Origin of the sequence: Moraxella sp. RCAD0137 (genome assembly GCF_002894025.1) — a bacterium.
GTDB lineage: Bacteria > Pseudomonadota > Gammaproteobacteria > Pseudomonadales > Moraxellaceae > Moraxella > Moraxella porci.
On the sequence record NZ_LTCC01000017.1, the window covers coordinates 1 to 18,444 of the forward strand.

Genomic DNA, 18,444 nt, shown 5'->3' on the forward strand with positions numbered 1-18,444 from the left:
TGGCTATTACAGTCAACTCAGACCCCACAGCTTTAATAACTACCTAAGCCCTGTTGAAAAAGAACGACAGTTTTTTAACAAAACCCTCTTAGGGGTTGTTTGAAAATAGTTGACCGGTACATACCAAGCACTATCAAGGATAGAGTTAAATAGGATGGGGTAAAAGGTTTTTTAAACATAAAACAAGTAGTCCTTAACTTGTGGGTATCACAGAATAGCATAACAATTTGGATTTTGTAACAAACTGTTATAACCTTGAAAGGTTTGATAAATATATCGCCATTTTTATAAAAATGCAAACACAATCTGCCTGATTTTTATAAATATTTTCTATAGGTATTATTATTTATTGGCATATATCTTAAATTTTAAATAGTAATCATGTATAATATGAATAATAATAGTTGAATCACGCAAAGTGTTAGCGGTTGTTATGCTGTATTTTTTCAAGCCTTACTGCAGTATTTTTATGAGTGATGATCTTATTATTCTCATGAAAAAAGGTTTGATTATTTTCACTATTTTTGTCATCATACCTGCAAAATTTAGCTCAATTATTCCAGGACAGTCATGAGATTGACCAGTTATAGCGATTATGCGTTGCGCTCATTGATTTATTTGGCGGTCAAACCACGCAGCGATGAGATTGTGAACATCAGCGACATCGCCCAAGCGTACAACATTTCCAAAAACCATCTCACCAAGGTTATCCATCAGCTGGGAAAGCTTGGATATATAGATACCGTACGCGGTAAAAATGGCGGGATTCGCCTATCGATGCATCCCAAGCAGATCAATATCGGCCAATTAATTCGACACACAGAGAGTGACTTTGCGCTGGTGCAATGCTTTGAGGAAATCAAAGATAAAAATAAAGACACCACCTTAATACCGACCGTGAATTTTAGCACCACAAGCACCAGTTACTGTGCCATCGCCCCTGCTTGCACCCTAAAGTCTGCCATCGCTGAGGCCGCTGAGGCTTTTATTCGGGTGCTTGATGGCTATAGCTTGGATGATTTTTTGAAAAATAAAGATGAGCTGCTTGTGCTGCTTAACTGAGCGATTTTTAAGATTTTTAAACACGCTTACTTGATTTTTTCTACCAATGCTCGTAAAATTACGCTTGTAAAGATATATTTTATATATATCTTTTAATTTTTCCAAGTTGATCCACACTTTTTTCTGATCATTTTTCCCTATCAAGCCACAAGGAGCAAGAGATGGGTAATTATAAAAAGCATTGGTATTGGCTGATCGGCACCTTGCTCATCGCCTTTACCCTATTGGGCTGGGGTGGTGTCGAAGTCTATCGCCAAGCACCGCCAATTCCTACGCAGTTCGTCAGCGGTCAGGGCGATGTCATCATGACCGAAAAAGACATTTTGGATGGTCAATCGGCATGGCAGACCACAGGTGGTATGCAGCTGGGCTCTGTGCTTGGTCACGGCGCGTATCAAGCGCCTGACTGGACAGCCGACTGGCTGCATCGCGAGCTTGTCGCTTATCAAAATATCCAAGCCAAAGCACTGTACAATAAGGCATTCGATGAACTGAGCGTCGCTGAACAAGCAGGCATCAATGAGCAGATGAAGCAAGAATATCGCAGCAGCGCTGCCAATGGCACCGAGACGGTTGTGCTGTCTGATGCGCGCATCCAAGCGATCGAAGCGGTTGCGCCGTATTACATCGATCTGTATGGTGATACGCCTGAGCTTGTCGGTACGCGCGAAAGTTTCGCGATGAAAAACAACACCTTACCTGATGTCACTGCGCGTGAACGCTTGGCGGATTTTTTCTTTTGGACCAGTTGGATTGCATCAGCTGAACGCCCTGGCACGGATGCGACTTTTACCAATAACTGGCCGCATGAGCCATTGATTGACAATGTACCGACCGCCGAGAATATTATTTGGTCGATCGCATCGGTGGTATTTTTGATCGCAGGTGTGGGCTTTATGATTTGGATTTGGGCGTTTAAAAAACCCGAAGAAGAAGTCATTCACGCGCCAAGTGCCGATCCCTTGACCAAACTTGCACTAACCCCATCACAAAAAGCACTGGGCAAATATGGCTTTTTGGTCGCGGCATTATTCGTCGCCCAAGTCTTCGTCGCTGGCGTCGTCGCACACTACACGGTCGAAGGTCAAGCCTTCTACGGCATTCAGCTGTCTGATTATCTGCCTTATTCACTGCTGCGCACATGGCACATTCAGCTTGCGCTGTTTTGGATTGCGACAGCATTTTTGGCAGCAGGTCTATTTTTGACACCGATTATTAATGGTGGTAAAGATCCTAAGTTCCAAAAACTTGGCGTGGATATTCTGTGGGTGGCACTCATCATCGTCTGTGTCGGCTCATTTGCGTCGCAGTACTTCGCCATCGCACACATTTTGCCTGCTGATCTGAATTTCTGGTTCGGTCATCAGGGCTATGAATATGTCGATTTGGGTCGTTTTTGGCAAATCCTAAAATGGGTCGGTGTGCTGATTTGGCTTGTACTGATGATGCGTGGCTGGGTCAATGGCTTTAAACAACACGGCGACAAAAACCTGCTTGCCATCTTCGTCGCATCGGTGCTGTGCGTGGGTCTGTTCTACGGCTCAGGGCTGTTCTACGGTGAGCGCACTAACATCGCCATCATGGAATACTGGCGCTGGTGGGTGGTGCATCTGTGGGTAGAAGGCTTTTTTGAAGTCTTTGCCACCGCATCATTTGCCTTTATCTTTTATAATTTGGGCTTGGTCAGCTATCGCACTGCCACAGGTTCTGCCATCGCATCAGCGGCGCTGTTCTTGGTTGGCGGTATTCCAGGCACTTTCCATCACTTGTACTTTACAGGTACGACCACGCCGATTATGGCGATGGGTGCGTCATTCTCAGCTTTAGAAGTTGTGCCATTGGTGGTGCTTGGCTATGAAGGCTATGAGCATTATTCTAAGCAGCATCAAGCGCCTTGGATGCAAAAACTGAAATGGCCAATCCTATTCTTCACCGCTGTGGCATTTTGGAATATGCTTGGTGCGGGTGTGTTCGGCTTTATGATCAACCCGCCGATCTCACTGTTCTATCTACAAGGCTTGAACACCACCGCAGTGCACGCACACGCTGCCTTGTTCGGAGTGTATGGATTCTTGGCGCTAGGCTTTGTGCTGCTGATTGTGCGCTATCTGCGCCCTGAGCATCACTTTGATGATAAGCTGATGAAGCTTGGTTTTTGGGCACTGAATATTGGTCTGGTACTGATGATCGCCACCAGTCTGTTGCCAATCGGTATCTTCCAAGCACACGCCGCCATCACCGAAGGCTTATGGTATGCGCGTAGCGAAGGCTTTATGCAGCAAGGGTTTCTTGAGACCTTGCGTTGGGTGCGCACCTTTGGTGATGTGGTATTCATCATCGGTGCGGTGGCAGTAGCTTGGCAGATTGTCAAATTAGTCTTTGCCAAAAAACCATCCTAATCGCCCCCTTGTTTAGCACATAAAAACAAAACACCGCTTATTCACTAGGCGGTGTTTTTGCTGCAAATCAGATATTTTAAAAGATAGTTACCAAACTCCAAAATACACCACGATTAAGTTTTTCGTTGGCAGTGAGCTTGTCGAACCATGACGAAAAACCATTGCCCTTCGACAAGCTCAGGGCGAACGGTTTTAGTGATTTTGAAGTTAAATCACTATATAAAAAATTCAACGCAAAACCTTACCCGTCACCAAATTCATGATACAGCTTGGCTGATCAAAGCCAAGCGTCTGAGCATCCAAATAGGCCACCCTATCACCAAAATACGCCATCGCCTCAGCCAATGTGCGGGCAGGTGGTTGACCTGAACGATTACAACTCGTTGACACCAAAAAGCCATAAGGGTTTTGGTCAGAGATCAGATGCCGACACAGCTCACTTAGTAGCGGATGTGTAGTGATGCGCACTGCAAGCGTATCGTGATCGCCTGTAAGAATCTTTGGCAGATGACCAGCTTTGACAGGCACAAGCCAAGTCAGCGCTCGTTGATGAGAGGCGGTATAAGCCATTGCAGCCTGTTCAAGTTTCTCCCAATCAAAAGTTTCATGTGAAACATTAAGCAGTGGCGGCAGTCGGCAGGCGGTATCGCTCAGCACGATCAACCCCTTTCCCAGATCACGATTTTTTAGGCTGATGATTTGATCAAGCGCGTGCGAGTGACTGGCATCACACCCCAAGCCCCAGACACTTTCGGTTGGATAAGCCAAAACACCGCCAGCCTTGAGATAAGCACTGACAGCATCGACATCCTCAGCACCAAAGATGCGTTTAGCTTTTGGCATATCTGCCGCCTGTTTGTTGAATCAAGCCCAAGATTTCAAGCTCCATCAGCGCAGATAACAGCTGTGCCACCGGATGGCCACTCATCATCACCAACGCATCCAGATCGCGCGGCTCATCCATCATGTCATAGACAGCTGACAAGTGTTCAGGGACAATGACAGTGGATTTGTTGGGCGTGGATACAGCAGGCGTTGGCACTGATGACAGCTCGGCATAGACCGACATACCTTGGCTGAAAGTTTTTGGCAAAGCATTAAAAAAATCCCCACCTTGATTAAGATCTTCGATGATCTGCTCAGGATGATAAATCAGCGTCGCACCCTCACGGATCAAATGATGACAGCCCTCAGCGTTGGGATTATTGATACTGCTTGGAATTGCAAAGACTTGTTTGCCCATCTCAGCAGACAATCTGGCGGTGATGAGCGAGCCGCTTTGTAGGGCTGCTTCTGTGACCACGGTGGCCAGTGATAGGCCTGCCACCAGCCGATTGCGTCTGGGGAAAGTGTGCTTGCTGGCTGGCGTCGATGGCAGCAGTTCGCTGATCAAGCAGCCACCTTCAGCCACGATCTGCGCAAACAGTGCGGTATGATTTCGCGGATAACACACATCGATGCCAGTTCCCATCACGCCAATGGTGCGCCCAGACAGGGCAGGCAGCTGCGCCAGCGCCCCCAAGTGCGCCTGTCTATCCACGCCTTGAGCCAGACCACTGGTCACCACAAATCCAGCTTGCACCAAGTATTGTGCCAAATCAAAAGTGATTTTTTGGGCATCTTCGGTAGGGGTTCGGCTGCCAACGATGGCAATTTGGCGTTCGTTGAGTCTGGATAAATCCCCTCGATAAAACAGCACCGGCGGCGGATCATAAATCGCCATCAGCGCCTGCGGATAATCCTCATCGCCCAAAAAACACATTGAATAGCTGCCGATGGAGACATCATGAGCGACTTTATCGATGAATGCCAATGTATTGGCCTCATCTTGCCAGCGATCGATGTGCGCTGCATGGATACCCAGTGCCTGCCAATCGGCCTTGGCAGCCGTCAGCGCTGACTTAGCATCACCAAAGCGCTCGCTAAGCTTACGATAAGAGATCAGTGAGGCATTGGTCACATACCAAAGCGCCAACATCGACTGTTGGCGCGTCACAGTTGCATACGCCATCGATCAGCGCGCAGTCACATACTGCTCGATCAGCGCTGCCACCGCTTTGGCATCATTATCCACCACCGCCACGCGCTGCGGCTTATCCTCAAGGCCGATGGTATGCTCAGGGCGTGGCAGAGTGATATCACCCACCGCTTCGATGATGGTATCTTCAAATTTGGCAGGCAAAGCAGTTTCGGCCACCAAAATCTGCTCACCTTTATGCTGCAGATCCATTGCCACTTTTACGCCATCGGCAGTGTGCGGATCGATCAGTCGGCCTGTTTGTTCATAAACTTGTTTGATGGTCTTGATGCGATCTTGGTGTGTAGATTTGCCTGCAGCAAAACCAAATTGGCTCGTCACAGTAGCAAGTTTATCAGACAAATCAAACCCCTTGCCAACTCTCACATTGCCGAACAGCTGCGCGACTTGCTCGCTGTTTTTATCCAATAATAAAAACACAAAACGCTCAAAATTTGATGCCTTGGAGATGTCCATCGAAGGGCTTGAGGTGACATAAGTTTCGTTCGATTTGCGCGGTGTGTATTTGCCAGTATTAAAAAATTCATTCAGCACATCATTTTCGTTGGTCGCCACAATCAAACGATCGATTGGCAATCCCATCTCACGCGCGATGTGACCTGCACAAATATTGCCAAAATTTCCCGATGGCACACAAAAGCTGATTTTTTGGCTGTTATCAGTTGTCGCAGCAAAATAACCTTTAAAATAATAGACAATCTGCGCCAAAATACGACCCCAGTTGATCGAATTGACAGTACCTAGGCTGTATTTAGCCTTAAATTCAGCATCTTCTTGTAGTGACTTGACAATATCTTGACAGTCATCAAACATGCCATCGACCGCGATATTGTGGATGTTGGCATCATCCAGGCTATACATTTGCGCACGCTGAAAAGCGCTCATTTTGCCATTCGGCGACATCATAAAGACCTCGATGTTGTCTTTGCCGCGTAGGGCATATTCAGCCGCACTGCCTGTATCGCCAGAAGTGGCGCCGATGATGGTCAAGCGTTCGCCTTTTTGTTTAAGAACATATTCAAAGGCATTGCCCAAAAATTGCATCGCGACATCTTTAAAGGCAAGCGTCGGACCATTGGACAATTCAAGCAATGAGATATTGTCATACAGCTTGGTCACTGGAATGATCTCATCACTGCCAAAGGCTTGTTTGGTATAGGTTTTATTGATGATATTACGCAAATCCTCAGCAGGAATATCGGTGGCGTACAGCGACATGATCTCATATGCCAGCTCAGTGTAGTCAAGCTTGCGCCACGCATCCAAAGTGGCCTCATCAATGGTTGGGTAAGATTGCGGCAGCATCAAGCCACCGTCTGGGGCAAGACCCATCAAAAGCACATCACTAAATGCCATCGGTGCCGTATTGCCACGGGTGCTGATATATTGCATAAGATCTCCAATTTATAAAGTTTTGATTGACTCAATTTTAGCACAATTTTATCATAAAATGCGATAAAATCAGCCAGATGTTAATTAAGTTCGTGATGATTTTTTGAGCAATGCATAATAAAAGCCATCGCCACCACCAGTCTCTATGGGCAGGCATTGATAGCCTACCTGCTGTGGTATTTGATGGGCTAAATCAAGCTTAAACGGCAGCGCCATGGCATCATCATGACAAGACAAAAAATCCACCAGTTGCGACTCATTTTCCACCTTTAAAATCGAGCAAGTCACATACAACAACACACCGCCATCAGCCAGCCGTGGCCACAGATTTTCTAGAATTTCGCGCTGCAAACGCTGCGTTTTGGCGACATCCTCGCTTTGGCGCAGCAGAGCAATATCAGGATGACGACGCAGCACACCTGTAGCCGTACAAGGCGCATCCAGCACGATCACATCCAACAAGCAATCCGCCTGCCACGCTGTGCCATCAGCCTCAATGATGGATAGACGCTCATCGACCAAGCCAAGTCGATGCAGATTATCATGAACACGGCTAAGACGATCAGTATCATGATCGACGGCATATAAGTGTTTCATGTGAAACTTTTCTAGCAAATGCGCGGTTTTGCCTCCGGGCGCGCAGCACATGTCCAAGACTGTACTATGCCCATCGATATATGGCTCAAGCAAATGTGCTGTCAGCTGAGCATGAGCATCCTGAACCGATACCCAGCCATCGACAAAGTGTGGCAGATCAGTGATGCGCTGCATCTGATCCAAGCGGATAGTTTGCTTGTCTTGACAACCCAAAGCCACAAGGCTGTGTGCTATGCCATGCTCATCAAGCAAACGGCTATAATGCTCGGTGCTGCATCGGCGCTCATTCACCCTCAAAAACACAGGCGCAGGCTGTTTTAGGGCAGCACCCAGTGCGTCATAGTACTGCGGCCAATCACTCTTGAGTGCTTTTGCTAGCCAATTTGGCAGACTATGATTTTTATTGATTTTTTTAGCAAATTTATTGGGCGTCTTTTGGACTTTTCGTAATACGGCATTTAATAACCCTGCACCATAATCTTTGCCTAGCTCTTTAAGCGATTCTACCGTCTCATGAACCGCTGCATGCTCAGCGGTATGCATGTACAACAGCTGATACAAGCCGACATGCAAAGCTGCCACCACCCCAGGATCACTGATCGGTCTAGGCACCAAGCTTTCGGTGATGCGTGACAACGCCCACCATTGGCGCAAAGTACCCAATAACAGCTCATGCACAAAGCCGCGACTGTCAGCATCGATCGAGGACAATAAGTGATCTAGCAGCGAAGATAAAGATTTACCTTGTAGAATCTCTTCAATAACAGCGATGACTTTTGCGCGATTAGACAGCTTTTTATTGTTTAATTTTTTATAAATATCATTCATCAATTTTTATCTCAAAAATATCGCCATCGTTAATTTTATTCCCATGAGCGATTTGTTCAGCTGTCAGCGGCTTACCACCCGGCCATTGTAATGAGGTTAAATTGATCAAATGCTGCACACCATCCTCTGATGTTCCACATGAAACCAGTATGGCATTTTTACCGACACTCACCACTTGACCTGCGCGTACTGTTGTGGTTTGATCATGCTTGATTGGCAGCGCGCTGATGATTTTGATGCGCTCGCCATTTAGATAAGTATAAGCATTGAGCGCGCGAATCTGACGCGCGATGTGATACGCATTGTCATGCCAATTTATCTGACCTTCTTTGGTATGCACTTTCTCGGCATAATTAGCCTGATCCTCCTGCTGAGGCACTGCTTTATCTTGATACGCGTGCAGATCTTTTAGTACCTCGGCGATGGCCTCAGCACCCAATGCAGCCAGCTTATCATGCAGCGTCTGAGTTGTATCTGTTTCGTTGATTGGGCAAGACACACGATACAGCATATCGCCTGTGTCCAGTCCTTGTGCCATCTGCATGATGGTGATGCCAGTCTCTTGATCACCTGCCAATATCGCTCGGTGGATCGGTGCAGCGCCACGCCATCTGGGCAGTAGCGATCCATGGATATTCAAGCAGCCATAAGTTGGGATATTTAGCACACCCAATGGCAAAATCAAACCATAAGCAGCGACGATCATCACATCTGGTTGATAGGCAGCCAGTGTTTCGCGTGAAACCTTACCACTGATGCCATCATCAGGCGCATATCTTAGGCTAAAGCTGACAGGCTGCTCAACTGCAATGTCATGCGCCATCGCCACCTGCTTAACAGGCGATGCGGTGAGCTTTTGACCCCTGCCAGATTTGCGATCAGGCTGGGTGTAGACCGCGACGATCTCAATATTAAGTGCCGCCTGATGGTCAATCAGATACTGCAGACTGACAGCAGCAAATTCTGGCGTACCTGCGAAAATGACTCTAAGTGGTGACAAATTCATTATTATTCATCCATCAAATTTTCTTAATTATCTAAAGTATAAAACAGATTTTTATTGAGTTATTTATCTAAATATATAAAATCATAAATTTTAATAATAAAAATAAATTTTATATATTAAATCTAATCAATTATAAATAAAATCCCGCCTTGGCCAGTGTCTCTTCAGTGATACTGCTGACAGCCTGTGGTGCTTGTTTAGATAACAATAATCGCTCTAAATATCTTGCCACCAGATCCACCTCGATATTCACCAGTGCGCCCACCAACCAATGCTTATCAATATTGGTGCGCTCAGCTGTGTGCGGGATGATATTTAGGCAGACCAAATTTTGGTCTGGCTTGATGGCATTGGTGGTCAAACTGATGCCATCGACAGTAATTGAGCCTTTATCGGCAGTATAACGCATCAACTCGCTTGGAAGCTCAATCTCGATATAGATCGAGCGAGCATCTTTGGCCATATAACGCACCACACCGACGCCATCGACATGACCTGCGACGATGTGACCACCAAATCGCGTGGTGGGTAGCATGGCTTTTTCCAGATTGATGATATCGCCGACACGCCAGTTTTGCAGGGCAGATTTACTGAGTGTTTCCCGTGAAACATCGACAGCATAGCTTTGATTGCCGATGGCAACTACAGTCAGACAGATGCCATTTGAAGCGATCGAATCACCTAATTGCACATCAGAAAAATCCAAGTCTGGGGCATGAATGTGTAGCTGAATATCACCACCGATTTGACTGATGGATTTGATACTGCCAGTGGTTTCGATAATACCTGTAAACATAATGATCTCTGTGTGTGCTGTGGATAACTCCAAACTGCGCTTGATCGTCAATCTACAATCAAATAGCACTCGGTGAGTTATCCACAGGTGTCAGTTAATGAATGATTTGCCAAAGATAAATTTTAAAATTATAATAAAATCAATGGTTTATATCGGTATTTAAATGACAATACCACTGATATTTATAATTTATCCACAGCCTAATTTGATCAGCATATCCATCAGATTGGGATTAATCATCAAATAATCAAGCTGTGGATAACTTCATATTATAAAATTTAAATTAAAATTATGTATTCAGTGTTTTATAAATCGTGCGCAAATCTCGACCGATTTTATCCACTGAAACCAAGTCAAAACGGTGCTGATGCGCAAGTGTCTGAACCTCACAAGCAAACATCGATCGCGCTGTATGACCCAATATGCACGGTGCTTGATAAACGATCAGCTCATCCACCAAACCTGAGGCAATGAATGCACCAGACAATGACGCTCCTGCCTCAACCATCACATCGTAACACTGATGCACCGATACCAACTGCTTGAGCAGCGTTGTCAGATCTTCACGCCATAGCAGCACATCATGGTGATTGAAGATCTGATGAGCACCCTTTTGGATGCGGCCACGGCGATCGACAACGACGATCTTGGGAGCTGGTATCTGCTCAATGGCCACTCCCAGCTGCTGACTTCTGATTGTAAGCCTCGGATCATCTACTAGGATGGTGCCTGAGCCTGTGATGATGGCTGCGCTCATAGCGCGCAGTTTTTGGACATCCTCACGCGCCTCGTTACCAGTGATCCATTTGGATTCACCCGAGGCCATGGCGGTGCGGCCATCGATGCTGCCAGCCATTTTTAGGCGCACATAGGGCATGCCTGTGGCCATCGCTTTTAAAAACCCGGCATTCAGCGCCATCGCCTCATCAGCACAGACACCGACGATGACCTCAATGCCAGCCGCTTTGAGTTTTTTGATGCCATTGCCTGCGACTATTGGATTGGGATCGAGACTTGCAACGACCACGCGGCGGATGCCAGAGTTGATCAGTGCGTCCGCGCATGGTGGCGTGCGTCCGGTATGGCTGCATGGCTCGAGCGTCACATAAGCGCACGCACCTTGGGTGTCAAAGCCGGAATCCCTTGCCTGTCTGAGTGCAAAAACTTCTGCGTGCGGCTGTCCTGCTTTAGGATGAAATCCTGTGCCGATGATCTGACCATCTTTGACGATCACCGAACCCACTGCAGGGTTTGGGCGAGTGGTATAGATGCCTTTTTTGGCCTCGCTGATGGCAAGCTGCATATAATAAATATCGCTATTATGCCAATGATTCAAAGGGTTCACAAGCCTTCACCTTGCTTTGGTAAATTAATTTTATCAAGCTCTGCACGAAATTCGCTGATGTCCTGAAAATCACGATAGACACTGGCAAAGCGAACATAAGCGACATCATCGAGTGATTTTAAGGCACTCATCACGATTTCACCAAGCACCTTACTTGTGACCTCACGCTCACCTGTTTTGCGTAGTGCTTGCTCGATGCGACTGATACTGGCTTCGATCTCATCGGCACTGATGGGGCGTTTTTGGAGCGGTAGAGCGATCGAGCGGCGCAGCTTACTTTGATCATATGGCTCAATGCGACCACTGGATTTGATGATCCTGGGCATCACCACCTCACAGACCTCAAAAGTGGTAAAACGCTCTCCACAGGCTGCACACTGCCGACGACGACGCACTTGGGCACCCTCAGCCGCCAGACGCGAATCCATGACTTTGGTATCATCTGCATTACAAAAAGGGCAGTGCATGACGACTCCTTTATTATTTTTTAATTTTATTGATTAATCTAGCGTATTGAATACATTTACCCGATTATTGATAATTAAGAAAATATACCCAATTTATACTCATTTACCAATACAGAAACTTGAAAAAATCTTACCTAATAACTCATCGGCACTCATCTGACCTGTGATTTCACCGAGCGCCAACTGTGACTGTCTTAGACTGTCTGCCACCAACTCACCCGCATGATAGATCGTCAGCTGATCGCGCGCTTCGATAACAAAAGCCTTGGCGCGGTTCAGTGCATCGATGTGTCTGGTACGAGCGATCAAACTGTTTTCGGGTGGGTGAAAGCCGACTTTATCACTAAGCACTTTAATTAAACTATCGATGCCATCGCCAGTTTCACATGAAACATAAACGGTTTGGATGGCCAATTCTGTTTCATGTGAAACAACATGCATCGGCGGATCTGGCAACAGATCGCTTTTATTGGCAACCAAGATCAGCTTTTGGGTGAATAGCGCATCATCCGCTGTCATCACCTCTGCAAACAACTCTTTGGCCAGTGCCAATGGATCGTGCTCTTGGCTAGCATCATACACCATCAGCAGCACATCCGCCTTATGAATCGCCTCAAACGCACGAGCGATGCCGATTTGCTCCACCTTATCAATCGTGTCACGCAGGCCAGCGGTGTCGGTCAAATGCACCGTCAAACCGCCCAATACCAGTGTCTCCTCCAGAGTATCGCGCGTCGTGCCAGCGATGTCGGTTACGATGGCGCGCTCTGTACCTGATAAGCGGTTTAGCAGGCTTGATTTGCCAGCATTTGGTTTACCTGCCAGCACCACATGCACACCATCTCTAAGCAGCTGACCTTGCTTGGCGGTGGCTAATATCTCATCGATGCCTGATAACACCGCGTTTATCTTGCCCAAAATCACGCCATCGCTCAAAAAATCCACATCCTCTTCATCTGGAAAGTCGATCGCTGCCTCGACATACAGTCGCAGGTGAGTCAGATCATCATGCAGTGTATTGATTTTGTTAGAAAATTCACCAGTCAAAGAGCGAATGGCGCTGGTCGCTTGGGCAACTGAAGTGGCTGCGATGGCATCACTGATGGCTTCAGCTTGCACCAAGTCAATTTTATCATTTTCAAAGGCGCGATATGAAAACTCACCTGCGGTAGCTTGTCTGGCACCAAGCTCAAATACTCGCGCCAACAGCAGGTTTTGAAGAATCATGCCGCCATGCCCCTGCAGCTCCACCACATCCTCGCCAGTAAATGAATGCGGTGCCTTAAAATAAATCACCACCCCTTCATCGATGATGCCATCATTGCCAAAAAATCCACCAAAGTGCGCCACTCGCGGCGTCAGCGACTCTCGCTGGGTGATGGCGCAACCAATCTGATAAGCATCCTTACCCGACAGGCGAATGATGCCCACGCCCCCTTGTCCGATGGGTGTGGCGATGGCGGCGATAGTGGGTTGTTGTATCATATTCATGGCTTTATTAAATTTATCAATTAACCTTTTATTTTATCACCATTGGGCGAATAATTGCCAATAAAAAATCCCACAAACTTAAGATTTGTGGGATTTGGGTGTTGGCTGCTTATGCTTGCTTGGCTTGCATTTCGCGCGCCACACGCTTATTGACAAGGTGCTGATGGATCATGCTAAATAGGTTATTCACCGTCCAGTATAGCACAAGACCTGCTGGGAACCACAGCATAAAGATCGCAAACACCAGTGGCAAGATTTTCATCATCTTCGCCTGCATAGGATCGGTCGGCTGCGGGTTTAGTAGCTGCTGAACATACATGGTCACGCCCATAAAAATCGGCAAAATAAACCACGGATCCATCGCAGACAAATCGGTGATCCAGCCAATCCACGGTGCATGGCGCAGCTCAACTGACTCAACCAACATCCAGTACAAACCTAGGAAGATCGGCATCTGAATCAAAATCGGCAAACAGCCTGCCATCGGATTGACTTTCTCATCGCGATATAGCTGCATCATCTCTTGACTCATCGCCATGCGATCGTCGCCATGCTTATCTTTTAATGCTTGCAGCTTTGGCGCGATGGCACGCATTTTTGCCATCGATACATAGCTTTTGTTTGACAACCAAAACAGAGCAATCTTGATGATCAAGGTCAACACCACGATCGACCAACCCCAGTTGCCGATAAACTTATGAATGCCATCCAAAATGGCAAATAATACTTTTGAGATCGGCCACAGCAGACCATAATCCACTGTCTTATTCAAGCCTTCAGCCACAGGCGCCATCTCTGATTGGATTTTTGGGCCTGCATACAGCGTGCTGTTTAGGGTGATTTGTTTGCCTGCATCAACATTAATCACAGGGCTGTTATAGCCAATAAAATGCTCATTGCCAGTGGTGCGAGTAAAGAAATCAGCCTCAAAGCTGTTTGATGGCGTCCAAGCTGAGACAAAATAATGCTGTACGATCGCTACCCAGCCGTCTTTGCTTTTGACATTCAGGCCATCGCCAAAGTTTGAAAATTTCAGCTTATTATAAGGATCATCTGGCGTACCCCAAGCACCACCCAGATAAGTAGCCATGCCCAGCATGCCTTTGTCATCCAGACCAGGATCTTTGCTATTATCACGCTTTAGCTGAGCATACATCTGACCTTGCCAAGCATTAGCAGAGGTGTTGTTGATGTTATAGCTTAGGTTGATCGGGTATTGACCTGCGTTGAATGTGTAGGTTTTGGTGATGGTAACGCCGTCTTTTTGATAAACCAGCGGCACCTGCAATGAGCCTGCACTTGGGTTTAATTGATAGCTTGTGCGCGGACTGGTGTACACTGCGCGGCCTTGGGAGGTATCGATGCCATCACGACCCATCAAGCCTGATTGCGCCACATAAGTGCGCGTCGCATCATTTTCTAGCAGTACAAAAGGGGTGTTGCTGTCTTTGGTGGCATTGTGCTGCTTAAGTGCTGCATAAACGATGTCACCACCGACAGGGTTAATCTTGATCTCATAGCGGTCGGTATCGACGCTGATCAGATTGGCCGTTTGCTGATCGGCTGGCGCACCTGCACTGACACTTGGTACATCGCCAGTCATTTGTGCGCTAGGCACATCGGCGCTGCTGCTGGTTTGGGTCGCCACAGGTGCTGTGGTTGCAGGTTTTCCTGCGTAATCATCACGCCATGCCAAGATCAGCAAATAGGCTGTAATGAGCATCGCCACGATGATTAAAATCCGAAGAATTTTTTGCATAAAGTTCAAATCCGTTAAGCATAAACAACACAGGCTGGCGCCCAGGTTATGTTCAAACCCTTTATTGTACTAAAAATATGCCAAAAATCCTAGAAAATATTGCTATTTTATCTCCCAAAGCTCTCATAAACACAAATAAATCCAACCATCCACAGTGTTGATGGCAGGATGTTAGAATATGGCACGCTTTATAGATCAAATCTGAACGAATAAAACCCACCACGATACACCGATCATCAGTCCTTAGCCTTATTCATCCACAAATTTAGCCGATATGCATAAGTCAGCCGATCCTGATACACCAGCTGCCAGTGATGACAAGCGGGCAGATATTGATAGCGATCAAGCGGCAATGGCACAAAATCCACCCCCGAGCCGCCCCATGGATGGCAGCGGGCAATACGCCCTAAGGTAAGCCATGTACCTTTGGCTGCGCCATGCCATAATAGCGCCTGCCGACCATAACTTGAGCAAGTCGGATAAAAGCGACATCTGGGCGCCATCATAGGACTCAGATATCGACGATAGCATCCGATCATCCATAGCAGTAGATTTTTTATCATATCTAAATAGTTAAAGGCTAAGCTGTTTTTGATTGACCAAATTTTTGATGAATTTTACTAAACAATTCATCGACTTCTCGGCCAATATCAAAGCGTTTATCATAACTGGCTTTAATGATGACAACAATGTCAATGGTCTCAAATTGGCTGCGCTGCTGACGAAATGCCTCACGCGTTAAGCGCTTAATGCGGTTACGCGCCACAGCATGCCTAAGCTTTTTTTTGGTGATGGCAAGTCCAAGTCTGGATGAATCCGCACTGCCTTTGGCAATAAAAGCCAGCAAATGCGCGGTGTGAATTTTTTTGATGGGTGCATCAAATACCGCCTTAAAGTCATCAGATCCCAAAAGTCGATACCGCTTAGGAAAATCATGGCTTGTTGTGTGGTTTGATGATGGGATTGTTGGCTGCTGTCGGATGGTCATAATCTGGCTATTTTTGGGGATTTTGGCTGATTTTAGCACGAATATCTGTCTTTTGGTGGTGATAACGGCTGAATATGTCAAAATTTTGGTATAAAAAAGCACCGTTTGACGGTGCTTTTGGGATGGCTGTGATTACACAGTCAAACGATGACGGCCTTTGGCGCGACGACGAGCCAAAACTTGGCGGCCTTTTTTGGTTGCCATGCGTGCACGGAAACCATGAGTGCGTTTACGCTTTAAAACGCTTGGTTGAAATGTACGTTTCATAAATCACCTGTAAAAGATGTGCACCATTGCTGGTGACTGTTTGGGCGACTCATCAAAGTTGATAAACTGCCCAAATATTGACAATTAACTAGTTAATGTTTTGCTTTGATAAGCGAAAAACCTGACAATCTTATCAAAATATTCATCAAAAGTCAACATGAGTTTGTTGATATTAAGTGCTTAATGCCACTGAGTATGGCGATGGCTGACTGTATTGAGTTGCTATTTTATTCACTCATCTTTTGTTATACTAAGGCTTGCTAAGATGCAATGTTAAAAGTTATCCACAGATTGTTGATCTGCTTATTAGTTAAAATAAGACCCAAATATAATAATAATATAAGAGCAAAATTTCTGTTGATAAGTTGATTTTATTATTAAATATCATATATTTATCCTGTGGAAAGTGATGTTTATAAAATGTTGGTGAAATGTGGAAAAGTCAATTTTTAAAGTTATCCACAGAGTTTTTCATAAAGTTATCCACAAAAAATAATGCTTGAAATTTGACAAAATTGTGATACTATTTGACTCGCTTGAGCAAGTTAATTGATGGCTGCATTATGCAGTGTATTTTTTTTGAGGTGGGTCATGAGTCTGTTTGAAGATATGCCAACAGCTGGCAATCCGTCATCGGTAGATGATGGCGAAAGCGTGTGGCAAAAATGCCTGCCTGATTTGCAATTTATGATGGAGGATAAGGACTATCGCCAGTGGATTGCGCCCTTAAAAGCTGAATTAAGCGGCAATGAATTGCTGCTTTTGGCGCCTAATATGATGTGGGTTAAGCATGTCAAAGAGCGCTATTTGGCACAAATCAGTGAACTTGCCTTACAGCACGCCCCAGATAAAGTGCAAACGGTGCGTATTGAAATGGTCGTCAGTACCACCCCAAGCACCCCCGCCAAAAAACCAAAAGCCAAAGACAAAAACAAACCTGGCATGGTTGAGGGTCTGCCGATCGATCCTGCTTTTACTTTTGATGCCTTTGTCAAAGGCAAATCCAATGCCTCAGCTTATAATGCTTGTAATGAATTGTCCAAAAAAGACAGCAAGCACAATTATGGCCCGATTTTTATTTATGGTTCATCGGGTCTGGGTAAGACGCATTTGATGCATGCCATGGCGCACCGCTATCAAAAATATGGCAAACGCTATTTTTATTTCACCAAAGATCATTTTTATAAAATCACTTTGGAGGCATTTCGCACCAATGACATCGTGCAGATGGAAAAAGAAATCTGCCAGGCTGATCTATTAATCATCGATGATGTGCATATGGTGAGTGGTTCAAAAGCGCCAAAAGTGACTGAGATTTTGATGAAGCTGTTTGATGCTTTTTCGGGCAGCGGCAGTAATAAACAAGTGGTGCTGGCCTCCGACCGCCCGCCTTCGCAGATGGTCAGCTTTGGCGAGCGCTACATCTCAAGGCTTTCAAGCTGTCTGCAGCTGTCCATTGAGCCACCCGATATGGAAATGCGGGTACAGATTTTGGAGAAAAAAGCCAGTATTTTGACGCTGGATTTGCCCAAAGAATGCGCATTGTATATGGCGCAAAACCTGCCGCCAGATGTGCGCGGTCTTGAGGGCGCCTTAAAGCGCGTGCAGCTGTCAGCCACCATTTTAAGAAATGAGCCTGTATCACTGCCATTGGTCAAAGATGCCATCAAAGATCAAGTGCAAGCGCGGGCTCGGGCGCTCAATGCTGAAAGCATCCGAGATTTGGTGGCGGAATATTATGAAATCTCTCCCAAGGATCTGATGGGCAAAAAGCGCGCTCGTCATATCGCCAGACCCAGACAGATGGCGATGGCATTGATCCGTGAATTGACTCGCGACAGCTTTCCTGAGATCGGCCAAGTGTTCGGCGGTCGTGATCATACCACTGTGATGCATGCTTGTGAAAAGATCGAAGAGCTGCGAGTGTCTGATGCCAACATCGACAAAGACTATCATTCGCTAAAAATGATGCTAGAATATGTCTGATCAAAATTCACCAAATTTTAGTC

16 protein-coding genes are annotated in these 18,444 nt (G+C 46.2%); 3 read left to right on the top strand and 13 right to left on the bottom strand.

All coding sequences use genetic code 11. The annotated features are described in order from the left end of the window. The first annotated feature begins 570 nt into the window (after positions 1–570). Together AZ602_RS08850 and AZ602_RS08855 are read left to right on the top strand one after the other, a co-directional pair. Complete coding sequence (locus AZ602_RS08850) at positions 571–1,062, top strand: Rrf2 family transcriptional regulator (RefSeq protein WP_103034590.1); 492 nt, start codon at positions 571–573, stop codon at positions 1,060–1,062. A gap of 161 nt (positions 1,063–1,223) precedes the next feature. Continuing rightward, complete coding sequence (locus AZ602_RS08855; protein ID WP_103034591.1) at positions 1,224–3,461, top strand: nitric-oxide reductase large subunit; 2,238 nt, start codon at positions 1,224–1,226, stop codon at positions 3,459–3,461. A 228-nt stretch (positions 3,462–3,689) separates the two neighbouring features. Here the strand turns inward: AZ602_RS08855 and AZ602_RS08860 are convergent, their stop codons facing one another. The 13 genes from AZ602_RS08860 to rpmH all read right to left on the bottom strand — a co-directional run bounded on the left by AZ602_RS08860 (position 3,690) and on the right by rpmH (position 16,435). Next, the gene (locus AZ602_RS08860) at positions 3,690–4,304 is read right to left on the bottom strand and encodes an L-threonylcarbamoyladenylate synthase (RefSeq protein ID WP_103034592.1); all 615 of its coding nucleotides are present in this window, start codon (positions 4,302–4,304) and stop codon (positions 3,690–3,692) included. After that, positions 4,291–5,472 (bottom strand): DNA-processing protein DprA, encoded by a 1,182-nt coding sequence (gene dprA, locus AZ602_RS08865; protein WP_103034593.1) that lies wholly within the window; start codon positions 5,470–5,472, stop codon positions 4,291–4,293. Before dprA ends, AZ602_RS08860 begins: the two co-directional genes overlap by 14 nt. 3 nt (positions 5,473–5,475) lie before the next feature. Further along, entirely contained in the window at positions 5,476–6,891 is a 1,416-nt protein-coding gene (gene thrC / locus AZ602_RS08870; protein WP_103034594.1) for a threonine synthase, read from the bottom strand. An 84-nt stretch (positions 6,892–6,975) separates the two neighbouring features. Next, a complete protein-coding gene (gene rsmB, locus AZ602_RS08875; RefSeq protein WP_103034595.1) occupies positions 6,976–8,316 on the bottom strand; it encodes a 16S rRNA (cytosine(967)-C(5))-methyltransferase RsmB in 1,341 nt (446 codons plus the stop codon). Further along, entirely contained in the window at positions 8,309–9,322 is a 1,014-nt protein-coding gene (gene fmt / locus AZ602_RS08880; RefSeq protein WP_103034596.1) for a methionyl-tRNA formyltransferase, read from the bottom strand. The genes rsmB and fmt overlap by 8 nt, the downstream gene beginning before the upstream one ends. Positions 9,323–9,452: 130 nt before the next feature. Continuing rightward, positions 9,453–10,118, bottom strand: coding sequence for a riboflavin synthase (locus tag AZ602_RS08885; RefSeq protein WP_103034597.1), 666 nt, complete (start codon positions 10,116–10,118; stop codon positions 9,453–9,455). A 289-nt stretch (positions 10,119–10,407) separates the two neighbouring features. Further along, positions 10,408–11,454, bottom strand: coding sequence for a bifunctional diaminohydroxyphosphoribosylaminopyrimidine deaminase/5-amino-6-(5-phosphoribosylamino)uracil reductase RibD (gene ribD, locus AZ602_RS08890; RefSeq protein ID WP_369803887.1), 1,047 nt, complete (start codon positions 11,452–11,454; stop codon positions 10,408–10,410). Between the two features lie 5 nt (positions 11,455–11,459). Continuing rightward, positions 11,460–11,930 (bottom strand): transcriptional regulator NrdR, encoded by a 471-nt coding sequence (nrdR, locus tag AZ602_RS08895; RefSeq protein WP_078318379.1) that lies wholly within the window; start codon positions 11,928–11,930, stop codon positions 11,460–11,462. 99 nt (positions 11,931–12,029) lie between these two features. Beyond that, on the bottom strand, positions 12,030–13,415 hold the full coding sequence (mnmE, locus tag AZ602_RS08900) for a tRNA uridine-5-carboxymethylaminomethyl(34) synthesis GTPase MnmE (RefSeq protein WP_369803886.1): 1,386 nt from the start codon (positions 13,413–13,415) through the stop codon (positions 12,030–12,032). Between the two features lie 115 nt (positions 13,416–13,530). Continuing rightward, positions 13,531–15,180, bottom strand: coding sequence for a membrane protein insertase YidC (gene yidC, locus AZ602_RS08905; RefSeq protein ID WP_103034599.1), 1,650 nt, complete (start codon positions 15,178–15,180; stop codon positions 13,531–13,533). A gap of 236 nt (positions 15,181–15,416) precedes the next feature. Further along, positions 15,417–15,743, bottom strand: coding sequence for a membrane protein insertion efficiency factor YidD (gene yidD, locus AZ602_RS08910; protein WP_103034600.1), 327 nt, complete (start codon positions 15,741–15,743; stop codon positions 15,417–15,419). A gap of 17 nt (positions 15,744–15,760) precedes the next feature. Next, a complete protein-coding gene (gene rnpA, locus AZ602_RS08915; protein WP_103034617.1) occupies positions 15,761–16,168 on the bottom strand; it encodes a ribonuclease P protein component in 408 nt (135 codons plus the stop codon). Positions 16,169–16,300: 132 nt separating this feature from the next. After that, a complete protein-coding gene (gene rpmH, locus AZ602_RS08920; protein ID WP_003662232.1) occupies positions 16,301–16,435 on the bottom strand; it encodes a 50S ribosomal protein L34 in 135 nt (44 codons plus the stop codon). Between the two features lie 591 nt (positions 16,436–17,026). On the opposite strand from rpmH, the gene dnaA reads away from it, so the two are divergent. After that, entirely contained in the window at positions 17,027–18,421 is a 1,395-nt protein-coding gene (dnaA, locus tag AZ602_RS08925; protein ID WP_103034601.1) for a chromosomal replication initiator protein DnaA, read from the top strand. The last annotated feature ends 23 nt before the right edge of the window (positions 18,422–18,444 follow it).